General features: G+C 44.6%; 15 protein-coding genes. 10 read left to right on the top strand and 5 right to left on the bottom strand.

Annotation, left to right across the window (positions count from 1 at the left end; genetic code table 11):
- Positions 1-7: 7 nt before the first annotated feature.
- A complete protein-coding gene (locus tag G5B06_RS00180; protein ID WP_173771090.1) occupies positions 8-1,063 on the bottom strand; it encodes an AraC family transcriptional regulator in 1,056 nt (351 codons plus the stop codon).
- A gap of 216 nt (positions 1,064-1,279) precedes the next feature.
- Between G5B06_RS00180 and G5B06_RS00185 the strand changes: the two genes are divergently transcribed.
- On the top strand, positions 1,280-2,845 hold the full coding sequence (locus G5B06_RS00185) for a cellobiose phosphorylase (RefSeq protein WP_173771092.1): 1,566 nt from the start codon (positions 1,280-1,282) through the stop codon (positions 2,843-2,845).
- Between the two features lie 86 nt (positions 2,846-2,931).
- On the opposite strand, the gene G5B06_RS00190 is transcribed toward G5B06_RS00185, so the two are convergent.
- The gene (locus tag G5B06_RS00190) at positions 2,932-3,378 is read right to left on the bottom strand and encodes a phosphate-starvation-inducible PsiE family protein (protein WP_173771094.1); all 447 of its coding nucleotides are present in this window, start codon (positions 3,376-3,378) and stop codon (positions 2,932-2,934) included.
- A gap of 6 nt (positions 3,379-3,384) precedes the next feature.
- Positions 3,385-4,464: an acyltransferase family protein gene (locus G5B06_RS00195; protein ID WP_173771096.1), complete on the bottom strand. Its 1,080-nt coding sequence runs from the start codon at positions 4,462-4,464 to the stop codon at positions 3,385-3,387.
- Between the two features lie 176 nt (positions 4,465-4,640).
- Between G5B06_RS00195 and crcB the strand changes: the two genes are divergently transcribed.
- Entirely contained in the window at positions 4,641-5,006 is a 366-nt protein-coding gene (crcB, locus tag G5B06_RS00200; RefSeq protein ID WP_148445064.1) for a fluoride efflux transporter CrcB, read from the top strand.
- Positions 5,007-5,053: 47 nt separating this feature from the next.
- Positions 5,054-5,617, top strand: a complete 564-nt coding sequence (locus G5B06_RS00205) for a prolyl-tRNA synthetase associated domain-containing protein (RefSeq protein WP_173771097.1) — start codon at positions 5,054-5,056, stop codon at positions 5,615-5,617.
- A 6-nt stretch (positions 5,618-5,623) separates the two neighbouring features.
- On the opposite strand, the gene G5B06_RS00210 is transcribed toward G5B06_RS00205, so the two are convergent.
- A complete protein-coding gene (locus G5B06_RS00210) occupies positions 5,624-6,565 on the bottom strand; it encodes a glycosyltransferase family 2 protein (RefSeq protein ID WP_173771098.1) in 942 nt (313 codons plus the stop codon).
- 217 nt (positions 6,566-6,782) lie between these two features.
- Between G5B06_RS00210 and G5B06_RS00215 the strand changes: the two genes are divergently transcribed.
- From G5B06_RS00215 to xylB, 5 genes are all read left to right on the top strand, one after another.
- Positions 6,783-7,763, top strand: coding sequence for a bile acid:sodium symporter family protein (locus G5B06_RS00215; protein ID WP_173771099.1), 981 nt, complete (start codon positions 6,783-6,785; stop codon positions 7,761-7,763).
- Positions 7,747-8,613 (top strand): AraC family transcriptional regulator, encoded by an 867-nt coding sequence (locus G5B06_RS00220; RefSeq protein ID WP_173771100.1) that lies wholly within the window; start codon positions 7,747-7,749, stop codon positions 8,611-8,613. Before G5B06_RS00215 ends, G5B06_RS00220 begins: the two co-directional genes overlap by 17 nt.
- A gap of 133 nt (positions 8,614-8,746) precedes the next feature.
- Positions 8,747-9,364 (top strand): DUF4867 family protein, encoded by a 618-nt coding sequence (locus G5B06_RS00225; protein WP_173771101.1) that lies wholly within the window; start codon positions 8,747-8,749, stop codon positions 9,362-9,364.
- A 34-nt stretch (positions 9,365-9,398) separates the two neighbouring features.
- Complete coding sequence (locus G5B06_RS00230; RefSeq protein ID WP_173762703.1) at positions 9,399-10,883, top strand: L-fucose/L-arabinose isomerase family protein; 1,485 nt, start codon at positions 9,399-9,401, stop codon at positions 10,881-10,883.
- A gap of 116 nt (positions 10,884-10,999) precedes the next feature.
- Positions 11,000-12,457 carry a xylulokinase gene (gene xylB / locus G5B06_RS00235; protein WP_173762704.1) on the top strand — a complete coding sequence of 486 codons (1,458 nt, stop codon included), beginning with the start codon at positions 11,000-11,002 and terminating at the stop codon, positions 12,455-12,457.
- Between the two features lie 49 nt (positions 12,458-12,506).
- On the opposite strand, the gene G5B06_RS00240 is transcribed toward xylB, so the two are convergent.
- Complete coding sequence (locus G5B06_RS00240; protein ID WP_173762705.1) at positions 12,507-13,397, bottom strand: helix-turn-helix domain-containing protein; 891 nt, start codon at positions 13,395-13,397, stop codon at positions 12,507-12,509.
- Between the two features lie 164 nt (positions 13,398-13,561).
- On the opposite strand from G5B06_RS00240, the gene G5B06_RS00245 reads away from it, so the two are divergent.
- Both G5B06_RS00245 and G5B06_RS00250 read left to right on the top strand, forming a co-directional pair.
- Complete coding sequence (locus tag G5B06_RS00245; RefSeq protein WP_173762706.1) at positions 13,562-15,523, top strand: amylo-alpha-1,6-glucosidase; 1,962 nt, start codon at positions 13,562-13,564, stop codon at positions 15,521-15,523.
- A 116-nt stretch (positions 15,524-15,639) separates the two neighbouring features.
- Positions 15,640-16,884, top strand: a complete 1,245-nt coding sequence (locus G5B06_RS00250) for a galactokinase (RefSeq protein ID WP_173762707.1) — start codon at positions 15,640-15,642, stop codon at positions 16,882-16,884.
- The last annotated feature ends 181 nt before the right edge of the window (positions 16,885-17,065 follow it).

Raw genomic sequence — 17,065 nt, forward strand, 5'->3', positions numbered from 1 at the left:
GGCAAAATCATTTCCCTCTGTGTTCCTTCCGGTATTCTCCGGGTGTTATACTATAAGTTTTCTTAAACAATCGCATAAAATGTTCCGGATTTTCGTATCCGGTCAGTTCGCAGATGGAGTTGATACTGAGCGAGGTCTCCCGCAGTGCGCGGCTGGCCTGGCTTAGTTTCAGCTCTTTTATGATGGTAAGGAAAGTACGGCCGGTGCCTTCCTTAATCAAGGTGCTGAAGTGAGAGGTACTGTATCCGAAATGGGCAGCGGTATCATGAAGGGTAGCGGTACGGTAATTCTGACTGAGATAATTCAGGATTTCCGGAATACTGCTGTTGCCTGCGGTTTTGGTGAGGATGGATTCGATATCATTCTCGTGATAACGGAGCAGCTGTGCCCAGAGCATCATCAGTTCCGCATTGAGAAAGGCGGAACGATACCTGGCATGAAGCATATATTCAATGTAGAGATCCTCCAGGGTGGAAAGAATCCGTTCATCTTCACCGGCATGAAAGATCAGGAAATTTCCTTCTGTTTTCTGATACAGCACATGGGAGAAAAATTTCGCCAGGGCACTGTCTGCGGCCATTGACTGAAAGAAAGTACTCTGGAAAGTGGAAGACCGGACAATAATATTAAAGGCCAGGCTGTCATCAAAAACGCCCAGGCTGTGGCGGGTATTTGGAGGGATAATACAGATATCTCCGGTGTGCAGGGTATGATGGATTCCCTGAATCTGATTGCTGACAGTTCCGTCATAGACACAGAGAATCTCAAAAAAGTCATGTTTATGTGTAAACTCCGGTGTGTAGCGGAAATGTTTGCTGATCACGATATTTTCCGGAATATTGGCAAAAACATCGTTTTCTCCCATAGATGGAAACCAGGGCTCCTCCTGGAGTTCCGGCACATACAGACGCCGGTCCTGAATATAAGCAGGATCCAGACTCTTCAGATACTCCCGGAATGTTTCCGGATGTTCTGTTCTTTGAAGGTATGTATTTCTGTAAAAAATTTCATCTTCCGTATATTCTGAGAGATATCGATGAAAATCTTTTTTGGAGATCTGCATAAAGTTTTCCTTTCCAGTTAAAAAGTCTTTTGTTCAGTATATCATATCCAAATCCTGAGAACGAAAAAAATGTCAGTATTTTTCCGTAAAAATGACACTTGAAGAACAGGTGTCCGAAACGTTAAGATAAAAAGCAGAAAGAAACAAAGGCCCGGTAACAGGGGGCTGAAAGAAATAGAAAACAGCAGATTATCAATGTGTGAGAGGAGAAAAAACATGGCAGAAGTAAGTATCGATTTAAATATGGTACGTGTTTCCAATGAAGAGTTTCTGAAAAAAGCAGCAGACTGTGCGCCACAGTTAAAAGAAACTCTGGTACGCCCGGTTGAAATTGTGGATATCCGTGAGACTGACGGTGTATATCCGGAGGTGCTTCACAGAGATTCTGTGGATAACCTGAAAAATTATCATATGAAAAAAGGCGATAAGCTTTGCCTGGATTTTGGAGATCATCAGGTTGGATATGTGACACTGAAACTTGCCTCTGTGGGAAGTCCGCAGGATGCACCGGCATTTTTCAAACTGAAATTCGGCGAAATCGCAAAAGAGATGACTGAGAAATCCGAGGATTATGATGGATGGATCAGCCGTGGATGGATTCAGGAGGAATGGTTCCACATTGATGTACTTCCTGCAACACTGGTACTTCCAAGAAGATATGCTTTCCGTTATCTGGAGATTGAAACCATTGATACTTCCATGAAATGGCAGCTGGTAGTGGAGGACGTTGTATGCCGCAGCGTTTCCTCCGTAAGCATGTCTGATGTAAAACCGGTTGAGACTGAGGATGAGATGGTGAAGAAACTGGACCGTGTCAGTCTTCGTACCCTTCATAACTGCATGCAGGATGTTTTTGAGGACGGACCGAAGAGAGACCGCCGTCTGTGGCTTGGAGATCTGAGACTGCAGGCTCTGGCAAACTATGAAACATTCAAAAATTATGACCTTGTAAAACGCTGCCTGTATCTGTTTGCAGGTCAGACAAAAGATAACGGACAGGTAAGTGCCTGCCTGTTTACGGAGCCGGAAGTCATTGCGGATGATACGTTCCTTCTGGATTATTCCATGTTTTTCGGAGCGACTCTGTATGACTATTATCAGGCATCCAAAGATATGGAAACTCTGAAAGAACTCAGCAGATGTGCGTATCGTCAGATGGAAGTTGCAGCAGAGCAGTTTGACGAGAATCACATTCTGAAAGAGCAGGATGGCTTCTGGGGATTCATTGACTGGACAGAAGGACTGGACAAACAGTGTGGAGTTCAGGGCGTTTATATTTACTGTGCAAAACGTGTAAAGAAAATTGCCGAGGTCCTTGGAGATGAGGAAGAGGTATCCAGACTTTCCGAGGAAATCCGTCTGAAAACAGAAGCTTCCTGGAAGTATCTCTATGATGAGAAACAGGGACTTTTTGTAAGCGGAAAAGAGCGCCAGGTCAACTATGCAAATCAGGTATGGATGATCCTTGCCGAGGTTGCGGATGTGGATACATGCAGTGAAATTCTGGACAGAGTTATTGCGCTGAAGCCGGAAAAAGGCATGGTTTCTCCGTATATGAACCATCATTTTGTAGAAGCGCTTCTTTTTACAGGAAAGAAAGAACAGGCAATGGATTACATGAAATATTACTGGGGAGGAATGATCGGTCACGGTGCGGATACATTCTGGGAACTTTACAATCCGGAAAATCCGGCAGAGTCCCCATATGGTTCCAGCATTGTAAACAGTTACTGCCATGCATGGAGCTGTACACCGACTTATCTTCTGAGAAAATATTTCTGAGAACGAATCGTACCATAAATATATAGAAATAAAAAAGAAAGAAGTCCGTACCGGAACATCAGTGAAATGTCTGGTACGAACTTCTTTTATTTTTCTGAATTATCTGTGGAATGGTGTTTCGGGGACATATCATCGCTGTCTGTCATGAGATATTTCCGGACTGCAAAAAGAATGGCAATACCGAGAATACCGATCAGGGTCTGGGTAGGCTGAAGATGTTCTACTACCATCTGTCTTGCCGTGGCGAAAAGGAGAACTTCCACAACTGTCTGGGCGGAATGGCGGCAGAGCATTTTTACAAACTCAACACCGACTACAAGGGACAGTGCCTGGGCAAGAAAGTTTGTAAAAAAATCGGTGTCCATATGCATGACAGAAGTGCCGGCGGTTGTGAGAATCAGCCGGAGACAGGACAGGGCGATAACAATAAGAATTACAATGGACAAAACAACCTCAGTGTAACGAGCTACGTTATAGATCAGTTCATTAAAATGTTTGCGGATTTTATGGTTGACTGCGGATCGGTTATTCATGTGAGATTATCCTTTCTTTGGATGGTCGATAAAACGGGTTGAAAAATAGCCAAATGTACAGGCGATCACAAGCATACAGGGCAGGAACAGCCAGAAGCGCTGCTGACTTAAGGCATTGAACCATGGAGAACCAGCCTGAAGAGTCATGATAACGGGCATATGCCACAGATAGATTCCATACTGGTTTCTGGCCACAAAATACAGTGGACGGAAAAACGGAAAGTCCATTTCCGGAAGTATGGAAAACCCGACAAGCAGAACAGAAAGGAGAACCGCCAGGATGGAATGGGAGGGATATCCCACTGCACTGGCACCATAAAGCCTGTGATTGCTGTAGTAAAAAATCCATATCAGAATCAGCACGATGCTGATAATGGAAGTAGGAAGACCAAGCTTCAGACGGTGTTCCTGGATCTTTTTTCCGGCATGCTTCCAAAATGCGGCAGCAGCCATTCCCAGGACAAAATTATCCAGAGAGGAGAATACCTGCCGTTCGTATACAAAATATATGGAAGTATCAGAAATCCCTCCTGCGCGGAGATACCGGACAATTAAGATTCTGCAGAAAACGGTAAACAGAATCGCCGCAATGGAAGAGATAAGCCAGTTTTTTTTGACTGCACGGTAGAGAAGCGGGGCAATCAGGTAAAACTGGAAGATTACGCCCATAGTCCATAGGGCACCGTTAATGGAACCATGTGTAACCGGGGAGAGATTTTCTGTAAAAGTATAGTAGGCAAAGAGATGCCGGAATCCATCACTGCCAATCAGACGGGTTGACATAAAGATCAGCAGCACGGTAACACAGACGTAATACTGGGGCATAATGCGGCGGCATCTTTTTTTCATAAAAGAACCCCAGTTTGGGAGGTGCCCTCTTTCCTCGGCAGAAGCCAGGGAAAGATAGATTCCATATCCACTGAGAAGGAAAAACAGAGTTACACCAACTTCTCCGCCAAAGGAAAGAAATGTATGGATGGCAGTGTGTGCATGCCAGGGCTTCCCGGACAGCGTATAACAGTGATACAGCATAATGTAGAGAATTGCTCCGGCCCGAAGCAGATCAATATTTTTGATTCGTTTCATGGTAATTCCTTTCAAAATAAATACGTCTGCCCCGCAATCTGACAGGACAGACAGAGATAAATTCAGTATATCATGAACCGGTGGGAATGCAAAGGGAAAACACCGGGTGGAAAGCAATTACGGCAAGGTTGCGGATATTTTTTTGGACTGATATAATCAGGTGGGAGGAAAAAACAATGATAAACTGTTTATTTGTGGGAATGGGAGGCTTTATAGGTTCTGTATGCAGATATCTTCTGGGATTACTGCCAGTGGAAAACAGTCAGGGCTTTCCGGTAAAAACATTGATTATAAATGTAACAGGCGCATTTGTAATTGGGATTATCGCTGCATCTGCGGCAAAAAATACATCGCTGAATCCAGGGCTTGTACTGTTTCTTAAAGTAGGAATCTGTGGCGGGTTTACCACATTTTCTACTTTTGCATATGAGACAGGGGCGATGATGGAAAAAGGCCAGATTGGATTGGCACTTCTTTATGTGATTTTAAGTGCTGTTTTCGGTGTGCTGGCTGTTTTTGCCGGACAGATGCTTGTGAGATAAGGATAAGATAAAAGTGTGAAATGAAAGATCAGTAGGAAAGGGAAAATATGGGAGAACCAAGAATTGACAAAACTATCTATACAGGAAGACCGGAAAATCCAGCGGGCCGTCTGGAGAAGGAGATCGCAGTGTACGATTTTCTGGACAGTCTGGGAGTGGAATATAAAAGGGCGGATCATGAGGCATTGATGACAATGGAGGCATGTGAGGCTGTGGATCAGCTTCTGGGAGCTCAGATATGCAAAAATCTGTTTCTCTGTAACCGTCAGAAAACGGATTTTTATCTTCTGCTGATGCCGGGGGAGAAACCGTTTAAAACGAAATTTCTGTCCAAGCAGATTGGAACAGCCAGGCTTTCCTTTGCAGAGGGAGAACAGATGGAGGACTATCTGAATATTACGCCAGGATCCTTAAGTCTGATGGGACTGATCTTTGACAAAGATAAGAAAGTACATCTGGTGATCGACAGAGAAGTTCTGGATGAAGAATACTTCGGATGCCATCCGTGTATCAATACTTCCACTTTGTTAATGAAAACCAGTGATGTAAAAGAAAAAATTCTGCCGGCGCTGGGCCACGAATATCAGGTGGTAGAGCTGCCGACAGAGTAAATAAAATTAACGGATGGGATTAAAGTCCTTTTTATTGGACTCTGATATAATGTAATGGGGACGGTGCTTGACTTCCATATAGGTTTTTGCTATGTACTGTCCCATGATGCCAAGGCAGAAAAGCTGCAGGCCGCCGATGAAAATAATCACGCAGATAGTGGAGGCCCATCCGTCGACCGGATCATCAAAGATCAGCTTACGCAGTACGATAACGATCAGGACCAGGAAGGAAACACCAGTCATGCTGGTTCCAAACCAGGAAGCAATGGTCAGTGGAGCCTGGGAGAAATTAATGATTCCGCTGATGGCATATTTAAACAGCTTCCAGAAATTCCACTTGGTTTCACCGGCAACACGTTCGATGTTTTTGTAGGGAAGCCAGAGGGTTTTGAAACCGATCCATCCGAAGATTCCCTTGGAGAAACGGTTGTATTCGCTCATAGAGATGATAGCGTCTACCATACTGCGTTTCATCAGACGGAAATCTCTGGCTCCGTCTACGATATCCGCATCGGAAATTCTGTTAATCAGTTGGTAAAATTTCCGGGCAAAAAAGCTGCGGATGGGAGGCTCCCCATCACGGCTGACACGTCTGGTGGCAACACTGTCATATTCTCCGGATTCCAGTTTCTGAAGCATTTCCGGAAGAAGGGCCGGCGGGTCCTGAAGATCAGCATCCATGACCGCAACATAGTCACCACGGGCATTACAGAAACCGGCATACATGGCTGCTTCCTTTCCGAAATTTCTGGAAAAGGAAAGATAGATCACGTGGGGATCTTTTTCTGAAAGTTCTTTTAAAATTTCAAGGGTTCTGTCTCTGGAACCGTCATTGACAAAAATCAGCTCATAATCGCAGTTCATTTCCTGGAGGACAGAAGTAACTTCCGGATAAAAAAGTGGAAGGGATTCTTCCTCATTGAAGCATGGTATAATTAAAGAAATCATTTTTTACCTCGTTTTCTAAGTACACGGTCATAAAGAGGACCGTTCAGGCAGAGAAGAGATTCTGCCTTGTCTTTATGTTACCTAAGGATGGGTATTACCCTATCATATCATATCTGACGGAAATCGGCTATAAAACCGCTTATATTTTTCTTGCAAGGGAAATTTTTTGTGTTAAACTGATAGAAAGAATTGAAAAAAGAAGGATAAGAGGTGGAATATGCTGGGGAAATTTAACAGTTTTATTGAAAAATGGATGGCGTTTGTAACGCCTGCCTGCCTCCTTATGGGTGTACTGTTTCCGGATATCGCAAAACATGGCGTGCCTTATGTAACTTATGCGTTTGCTTTTATGACCTTTATAGGTGCGCTGAAATCCAGGTTCCGGGATGTTGCGGACGTATTTAAGAAGCCGCTTCCGCTGATTCTGATGCTGCTGGTTCTCCATGTACTGGTGCCGGTGATTGCCTGTGGTCTGGGACATCTTTTATTTCCACAGAATATGAATTATGTCACAGGGATGGTTCTGGAATTTTCTGTGCCTACCGCAGTGATCAGCCTGATGTGGGTGTCTATTTATAATGGAAACAGCCCACTGTCGCTTTCACTGGTTGTCATCGATACAATTCTGGCTCCGTTTCTGATTCCGGTGGCTCTGAAAATTCTGGTTGGTTCCAGCGTGAAGATGGATACCATGGGAATGATGAAAGAACTGGTTTTTATGATTGCACTTCCGGCAGTTCTGGCGATGTGTCTTAATGAGTTCAGTCATGGAAAAGTGATGGAGACCTGGCCAAAAAAACTCGCACCTTTTTCAAAGATATGTCTGATTTTCGTGGTGACCTCCAATTCTTCCAAGGTTTCTCCCTATATGAAACATCTTAACGGGGAGCGGCTGGAAGTAGCTGCGGTAATTTTGCTTCTGGCAGCAGGGGGATATGCCATTGGCTGGGGAATTGCCATTCTTACAAAGCAGAATAAGGAGGCTACGGTTTCCATGATTTACGGATCGGGAATGCGTAATATCAGTGCAGGAGCCGTAATTGCAGGAGCATATTTTCCGGCGGAGGTATTGTTTCCGGTTATGATCGGAACTTTGTTCCAGCAGATTCTGGCAGCTTTTTACGGCAGTATGGTCCGTCGTGTGCAGACGGCTCAGAGAAAGAGAGAAGAGGAGGAAAAATATGGAGTTTCAGCATGAACTGATCATTCCAAATGAGGGACTTCCTTTCAAACTTTTTCTCTTTGAAGGAAGAAACGGGAATTATGTCAGGGAAAAACACTGGCATACGTCTATAGAGATCTTTACGGTAATGGAAGGAAGCCTTTTCTTCTATATTGATGAGGTAGAGTATCCTTTGAAGGCAGGAGAGTTTCTGATTATCAATTCCAATGAAGTTCATTCCATTCAGGCACCTGTGCGGAATGAGACTATTGTCTTACAGATCCCTCTGAAACAGTTTACAGATTATTTTACCGCACAGCGGTTTATCCGGTTTCACAGCAGAAATGTAAGGCATAGGGAAGACGTTTATGCTCCTGTGGCGTCAGAACCATCAGAAACTGATAAAAGAATGGTTTCTCTGATTCAGGATTTGTACAGGATCTATCTGTCGAAGGAGACTGGTTATGAATTTCGTATCCGGGCTGTGTTTTATGAGATACTTTATCTTATGGTTTCCACATACCGTGAGACGGAAGTGGAGGAGAGCGAACTGAAAAACAGCCGTAGACTGGATGCTTTGTCAAAAATCACCACTTATATGAGGGAACATTACAGGGAGGATCTGAAGCTTTCCGGTCTTGCAGCCATGTTTGGATATTCGGACGCTTATCTGTCCAGAATGTTCCGGAAATACGCAAAGGTCAATTTTAAGACATATTTACAGGATATCCGCATGGCCTACGCCTACAGGGAACTTCTGAATACAGACCATACCATCAGTTCCATTGCCCTTGATAACGGGTTTGCAAGCAGCAGGGCTTTTTCCAAGGAATTTGTGAAACGATATGGCATCCTTCCGGGGAAAGTAGAACGGCAGATAAAATAAAATGTCAAAAAAGTGCTATGAATGAGACAAGAAAAACGGCGAAAAGCATACCACGATGTGGTATGCTTTTTTCAGTTCAAAACGAAGAAGTGAAGAAACTGTGGAACAGTAATTCTGTAAGGAGGTTTGAAACGTGAAAATTCAGAAAGTAACAGATCCGGCATTCCGAAAATACGGAAAAGTCCTGGAGGGATACAATTTCGGGCCGCTTCTGAAAGAAATGAAGCACACACCGGTTCCCGAAAATGTGGTATATGTTCCGTCTGTTGAGGAACTTGAAGCCCTTGATGTGGAAAAAGATCTGAAAAACAAAGCGTTCGGTGGATTGCCAATTGAGATCGGATACTGCAATGGTCATAATAAGAAACTGAATGCTGTGGAGTATCACCGCAATTCCGAGATCAATGTGGCTGTGACAGATCTGGTTCTGCTCATTGGACATCAGCAGGATATTGAAGCCGATTTTACATACGACACAGCGAATATCGAAGCATTCCTTGTACCGGCAGGAACAGGAATTGAGGTTTATGCAACAACGCTTCACTATGCACCATGCCATGTGAATGAGAGCGGATTCCAGTGTGTGGTTGTTCTTCCAAGAGGAACCAATACAGAGATTGATTTCCCGATGCCAAAAGACGGCGAGAATGGATTAATGACAGCCCAAAATAAATGGCTCATCGCTCATGAGGATGCAAAGATCGAGGGCGCATTCAATGGTCTGAAAGGTGAGAACATTACACTTGACTGAGAAACATTCAGAGATGAGAAAGGAGAATAAGATTATGAACAACATGCCAGAAGTTAAAGTCGGAATCGTTGCAGTCAGCAGAGACTGTTTCCCGGAAAGCCTTTCTGTAAACAGAAGAAAAGCGCTTGTAGAGGCTTACACAAAGAAATACGATGCAAAAGACATCTACGAGTGTCCGGTCTGTATCGTAGAGAGCGAGATCCATATGGTCCAGGCTCTTGAAGATATCAAAAAAGCAGGATGTAACGCACTTTGTGTATATCTTGGAAACTTCGGACCGGAGATTTCCGAGACTCTTCTTGCAAAACATTTCGAGGGACCGAAGATGTTCATCGCAGCAGCTGAGGAGACACAGGATAACCTCTGCCAGGGACGTGGAGATGCTTACTGTGGTATGCTGAATGCAAGCTATAACCTGCAGCTTCGCAACGTAAAAGCTTATATTCCGGAGTATCCGGTAGGTGACGCGGAGGACTGTGCGGATATGATCCATAACTTCCTTCCGATCGCAAGAGCAATCGAGGGCTTAAGCAATCTGAAGATTATCAGCTTCGGACCACGTCCGACAAACTTCCTTGCCTGCAACGCACCGATCAAACAGCTTTACAATCTTGGGGTAGAGATCGAGGAGAACTCCGAGCTGGATCTTTTTGAGGCATTCAACAAACATGAAGGCGATGAGAGAATTCCGGCAATCGTAAAAGAGATGGAAGAAGAGCTTGGCGCCGGAAATAAGAAACCGGAGATCCTTCCGAAACTTGCACAGTATGAGCTGACTTTGAAAGACTGGATCAGAGATCACAGAGGATATCGCAAATATGTAACACTGACAGGAAAATGCTGGCCTGCATTCCAGACACAGTTCGGATTTGTTCCATGTTATGTAAACAGCCGTCTGACAGCACAGGGCATTCCGGTATCCTGTGAGGTAGATATCTACGGTACATTAAGTGAGTTTATCGGACAGGTAGTAAGCGATGATATCGTTACACTGCTGGATATCAACAACTCCGTACCGAAGGATATGTACAAAGAGTCCATCGAGGGCAAATTCAACTACACACTGAAAGATACTTTCATGGGATTCCACTGTGGAAACACAGCATCCAGCAAGCTGTCCTTCTGTGAGATGAAATACCAGATGATCATGGCAAGATCCCTTCCAATCGAAGTTACAAACGGAACTCTTGAGGGAGATATCAAACCAGGAGATATCACATTCTACCGTCTGCAGAGTACCGCGGACAACAAACTTCGTGCATACATCGCACACGGTGAAGTTCTTCCGGTTGCAACACGTTCCTTCGGAGCCATTGGTGTATTCGCAATTCCGGAAATGGGACGTTTTTACCGTCACGTGCTGATCGAGGGAGGATTCCCGCATCATGGTGCAGTAGCGTTCGGACATCACGGAAAAGCTCTCTTCGAGGTATTTAAATATATCGGTGTACCGGTTGAGGAGATCGGCTACAACCAGCCAGCAGGCGTAAGATATCCGACTGAGAATCCGTGGGGATGATTCGGTAACAGGTAAATAAATATGATTTGGAAACCGCGAGCTCTCAGGCGTGCAGACGCTGCGAACTGAGAGCCGCGGTTTTCCCGTTTACAGACATTTACAGGAGGAAAATTATTATGTATTATATTGGCGTTGATCTTGGAACTTCCGCTGTAAAACTTCTTCTTATGGAAGAATCCGGAAAGATCTGCAACATCGTATCCAAAGAATATCCGCTGTTCTTCCCCCATCCGGGCTGGTCTGAGCAGAACCCGGAAGACTGGTTTACTAAAAGCATGGAAGGCATCAAAGAACTCACAGAGGGAATCGACCGCAAGGAAGTAGCTGGAATCGGTTTTGGCGGCCAGATGCACGGCCTTGTAACCCTGGACAAAGATGATAACGTGATCCGTCCAGCGATCCTCTGGAATGACGGACGTACCGGTGAGGAGACGGAATATCTCAACACAGTTATCGGAAAAGACAAACTTTCTCAGTATACTGCAAACATCGCATTTGCAGGATTCACGGCACCGAAGATCCTCTGGATGCAGAAAAATGAGCCTGAGAATTTCAAAAAAGTTGTAAAGATCATGCTCCCGAAAGATTATCTTGCTTATCGCTTAAGCGGATCTTTCTGCACGGATGTATCCGATGCTTCCGGTATGCTTCTTCTGGATGTGAAGAACCGCTGCTGGTCAAAAGAAATGCTTGAAATCTGCCATATTACAGAAGAGCAGCTTCCGAAGCTGTATGAGAGCTGGCAGGTGGTCGGAACTCTGAAACCGGAGGTGGCAAAAGAGCTTGGTTTCTCAGAGGATGTGAAAGTTGTGGCTGGTGCAGGTGACAATGCGGCAGCAGCTGTGGGAACCGGAACCGTTGGTGACGGACAGTGCAACATTTCCCTTGGAACATCCGGTACGATCTTTATTTCCAGCAAAGATTTCGGAGTAGATGAAAACAATGCACTGCATTCTTTCGACCATGCAGATGGAAGCTATCACCTGATGGGATGCATGTTAAGCGCTGCTTCCTGCAACAAATGGTGGTCAGAAGAGATCCTTCAGACAAAAGATTTCGTGGCAGAGCAGGCGCCGATCCAGAAACTTGGTGAAAATCAGGTATTCTTCCTTCCGTATCTGATGGGAGAAAGATCTCCGCACAACAATCCGGATGCAAGAGGTGTATTCTTCGGAATGTCTATGGATACCACAAGAGCAGATATGACACAGGCAGTTCTGGAGGGTGTTGCTTTTGGTCTGCGTGATTCCCTGGAGGTTGCAAGAAGCCTTGGAATCAGTATTGAGCGCACCAAGATCTGCGGCGGCGGTGCCAAGAGCCCTCTCTGGAAAAAGATCATTGCCAATGTAATGAACCTGAAAGTGGATGTACCGGAGAACGAAGAAGGCCCGTCCATGGGTGGTGCCATGCTGGCAGCCGTAGGATGCGGTGCATATCCGGATGTGGAGACCATCTGCAAAAAAATGGTTAAAGTCGTAGATACCGTAGAACCGGATCCGGAGCTGGTTGCAAAATATGAAGAGAAGTATCAGAAATTCCGTAAGCTGTATCCGACGATGAAAGAGCTGTTCTGAATTTTATGAAATAAGAGTGATATTAAAAACAGGGGCATGTGAGAAAAAATCACAGCTCCTGTTTTTTTCTGTATTGTCTGGGCGTACAGCCTTTTATTTTTGTGAAAACTTTTGTGTAATAATTAGAGTCCGAAAAACCGGATAGTAATCCTGCTTCTGTAATGGAACAGGAAGAATTTTCCAGATAATCCAGACTTCTCTCGATCCGGTATTCCTGAATGTAGCCGAACAGTGTAATATTCATGCACTTTTTGAAAAGACGGCTGCATTCGCTGGGACTTAAGTGAATCAGGTTCGCAATGTCATCCAGGAGGATTTTTTCGGAATAATGATCTGCAATATAGGACATAATCCGGCGAATTCTGCGGTAATTTTCTTCATCCTGTACAGAAGGGGCAGCTGCCTGAGCAAGCGTATTGGAGCACAAAACTTTCCAGAAATGCTGCAGGCGGGCGATGATTTCAAATTCATACATAGGAGGATGCTGGCTGTCCAGACGGATCATCTGCCGGATATCTTCCACAGCGTCCTGGTGCCAGTCACAGGAAAAATCCAGGGGTACGGCAGAGAGAGAAAAACTGCGGAGTATGGGTTCCGTGTATTTCTGGAAGAGGGCACTTCCGGAAAACCCGTAGATCAGCTTCGGGTCAAAGGTTACGGGAATGTACTGGCAGTCCTGATTCTGGTACATATAACCTGCATGAAGGGCATTGGCATTGCCAAAAAGCGCCTGGCCTTCTTTCAGGTGAAAGGTGTTCTGATTGACCTTGTAAAGCATTTCGCCTTTTTTTACATAGGTAAGTTCGATTTCGGGATGCCAGTGCCACAGAAAGGAGCCGGTTTCATAGCCGGAAAGACGTTCATAACTTACCAGAAAAGGAAAGGCGTTGTCTCCGTGCTTTTTCAGTTCTTTGCCTGCGTTGTTGGTAATAATCTGCATGAAATATCTCCTTTCTTCCTTTTGAAATTTATTTTACCAGAAAGTGATTCATAAATCCATGCAGTGTGATGATTTGTGCATGGACAGTCGATGATAAATGGGATAAGATGATCCACGGTAAGAACAAAAAACAATATATGAGAATCATAATAAAGGAGAAATATATGAATCGATCACATTGGATCTGGTATCCTGGAGATTTTGAAATTTATCATGGAATGATGCAGAACTTCAGCAGAGAAGAGAGAGGCTTTATCTGGCCGGCTTATTACCATCTGGATGACTGCAGAAAACATGTACGTTTTACAAGAGAATATAATCTGGAAAAAGAAGAGACGGTTACGGTGTATGCCAACTGCCTTGGTTATTACCGCATCAATGATGTAAAAAAACGTTTCGGGGAACCAGTTGTGTGCGGACCTGGAAAACAGAAATTTGAGATTTACGCAGGGATGCCGTCCGGTGTACCATCTGTGCGGATTGAAGGAGAAACCATCACTTCCAATCGGGGATGGCTTGCAGATGATTTTGTCAGCGATCCGGTACCGGTGGGATACAATGAGATCTACACAGCAAGGGAACAGGATCCGTCCATATGGGTATACGATGAAAAAGAATATTTTCCATCTGAGATCCGTGAGGATGAATCCGGAGTCCTGTTTGTATTTGAGACAGAGCTTACAGCTATTCTGAAGGCAGAATTTCCAAAAGGATTCCGTGAAATGACACTGTGCTATGGTGAGTCTGAGACAGAAGCCAGAGATACGGTGAACTGTTATTACAGCCAGACGCTGCATACGCCGGAAGATGAGATTATCCGCAGGGCGTTTCGCTATGTGTTCATACCGGGCGTACATAAAGATGAGATCAGCATAAAGGCAGTTCACCAGTATGTGGATATTCCGGTTCGGGCGTCCTTTTCTTCTTCCGATGAGCTGGTGAATAAGATCTGGGACGTGGCAGTATGGACTTTCCAACTCTGCAGCGGAATCTTCTTTATTGATGGTGTGAAACGTGACCGCTGGATCTGGTCCGGGGATGCATATCAGAGTTATTTTGTGAATCAGTATCTGATGTTTGATGAGGATATCAACCGCAGAACGCTCTGGGCTCTGATCGGAAACAGCCCGATCCGCCAGCATATCAATACCATTGTGGATTATTCCATGTACTGGGTGATCGGAATCCTGAACCATTACCGCATGACCGGCGATGAGGAATTTGTAAAAGCGATTTATCCGAGAATGACTGCAATGATGGAGTTTCTGGGCGGACAGCTGGATGAGAACGGATTTATCGTAGGGCGCGAAGGCGACTGGATCTTTGTAGACTGGGCAGATATGGATAAAGAAGGAGCGATCTGTGCAGAGCAGATGCTTCTTGCCATGTGTTATCAGACGATGGCCCAGGCAGATGAGCTGGTTCTGGGAGATGGTTCTGCATGGGAGAAAAAATATCAGGCTCTTGCTTCTAAGATTGAGAAATTCTACTGGAATGAGGAGAAAGGTGCCTATATCGACAGCTTTTCATCCGGCAAAAACAATGTGACACGTCATGCCAATATTTTTGCCATTCTCTTTGGATTTGCGGATGATGCGAGAAAAGAACTTCTTATGAAGAATGTGATTGAAAATGACAAAATTCCACAGATCACAACGCCATACTTCAAATTTTATGAGCTTGAGGCCATGTGTGCAATGGGCCGGTTTGAGGATGTGAAAAAAATGATGGAAAGTTACTGGGGTGGCATGCTCTCCCAGGGTGCGGTAACATTCTGGGAGGAATTTGATCCGGAGAAAAAACCGGAAGAACAGTACGAAATGTACGGAGATCCCTTTGGAAAGAGTTTCTGCCATGCGTGGGCTGCAAGCCCGATTTATCTTCTTGGAAGATATTTTGCGGGAATTCAGCTTACAGATACTGCATATAAGAGTTTTACTGTGAAACCAGAGACAGATACTTTTGAGTCTGTGGACTGTACATTCCCGGTAAAAGGCGGAATGGTTCATGTAAAATGGGATGAAAAAATTCTGTCCGTAGAAAGTTCTGTTTCCGGCGGAACGCTGATCTACTGTGGAAAAGAATATCTCCTGGAGCCAGGAAAAACTGTGACGACCACAAAATAATACTGTTTTTACGCAAAATCTTTATGGACAGAAAAAAAAGGGCTGTTATAATAAAATTAAAGGATCAAGCATCCAGAAAATGTACGGAAATTTTGCAAAAACAGGAGGAAATGAAAATGGGAACAATTAAAATTCCGGCAGCAGATGTGCTGAAAAAAATCTACGGTGAGACAGAGGAGAGCAGTGCACGTTATACCAATCTTGCAGTAAATTTTGAGAAGAAATATCATCATGACAAGGCAGAGTTCTTTACCGCTCCGGGACGTACCGAAATTATCGGTAATCATGTTGACCATAACGGCGGACAGATTATTGCTGCAAGTATCGATCTGGACACCATCGGTGCAGCTTACCCAAACGGCACCAATGTGATTCATATGATCAGTGAGGGCTACAGACAGGAAGTGGTTGTAGATCTCGACAAGCTGAGTACAGAGACCTATACCAAGGGTACCGATGCTCTTGTGGCAGGTATCATGGAATATATGAAGAAAAAAGGCTATGCAACTGGCGGTTTTGATGCCTATGTTTCTACCAAGGTTATTGCGGCAGCCGGTGTAAGTTCTTCTGCTTCTTTTGAGATGCTTGTATGTGCGATCACCAATTACTTCTTTAATGAAGGAAAACTGGAGTACGGCGAGTATGCAAGAGCAGGACAGTACGCAGAGAATGTATATTGGAAAAAAGCTTCCGGCCTGATGGACCAGATGGCATGTGCTGCCGGCGGCCCGATCCTTCTGGATTTCTCTGATAAAGAGAATATCAGCTGTGAAAAGATTGCATTTTCCTTTGAAGAGATGGGATGCAGACTTGTGATTGTAAACACTGGCAAGGGCCATGCTGATCTCAGTGAAGAATATTCTTCCATTCCTATGGAGATGCGTGAGGCTGCAAAAGCTATGGGCGTGGAGCTTCTCTGTGAGTCCAATATGGAGAACCTTCTTGCTCATGTTAAGGATATCCCAAATGACCGTGCGGTTCTTCGTGCAATGCATTTCTATGAAGAAAACAGACGTGTTGCGGATGCTGTGAAGGCTGTTGAGAATAAAGACGGTGAGGGATTCCTGCGTCTTCTTGAGGAGTCCGGTAATTCTTCTTGGGAGTGGCTGCAGAACTGTTATTCTCTGCAGAATTGCAAGGAGCAGAAGATCACGTTGAGTCTGGCGCTTACCAAGCTGTTTCTGAATAAGATCGGTGCTGGTATCTGCAGAGTTCATGGTGGTGGTTTTGCAGGCGTTATCATGTGCGTGCTTCCGATCGAGAATGCAGATGCGTATGTGGACTATATGGCTCAGTATGTTGGAAGGGAAAATGTCTATCCGATGAATATCAGGAGTACAGGGGCTGTTCATGTTGAGTGATTTTTGACGGCATAACGAACGTCATGGAGGGCGATTCGTTTCCGAATGCGGCTGTGGCGGCATCCGGAAATGAACCGCCCTTTGCGCTGTACTATGATTTTTTATTTTTTAATCAAAATTTTATGATTTGTTTCTGATTTAAATTTATGGGTTATGGTATAATGAGAAAAATTTTAAGAGA

Origin of the sequence: Blautia luti, from assembly GCF_013304735.1 — a bacterium.
Lineage (GTDB): Bacteria > Bacillota > Clostridia > Lachnospirales > Lachnospiraceae > Blautia_A.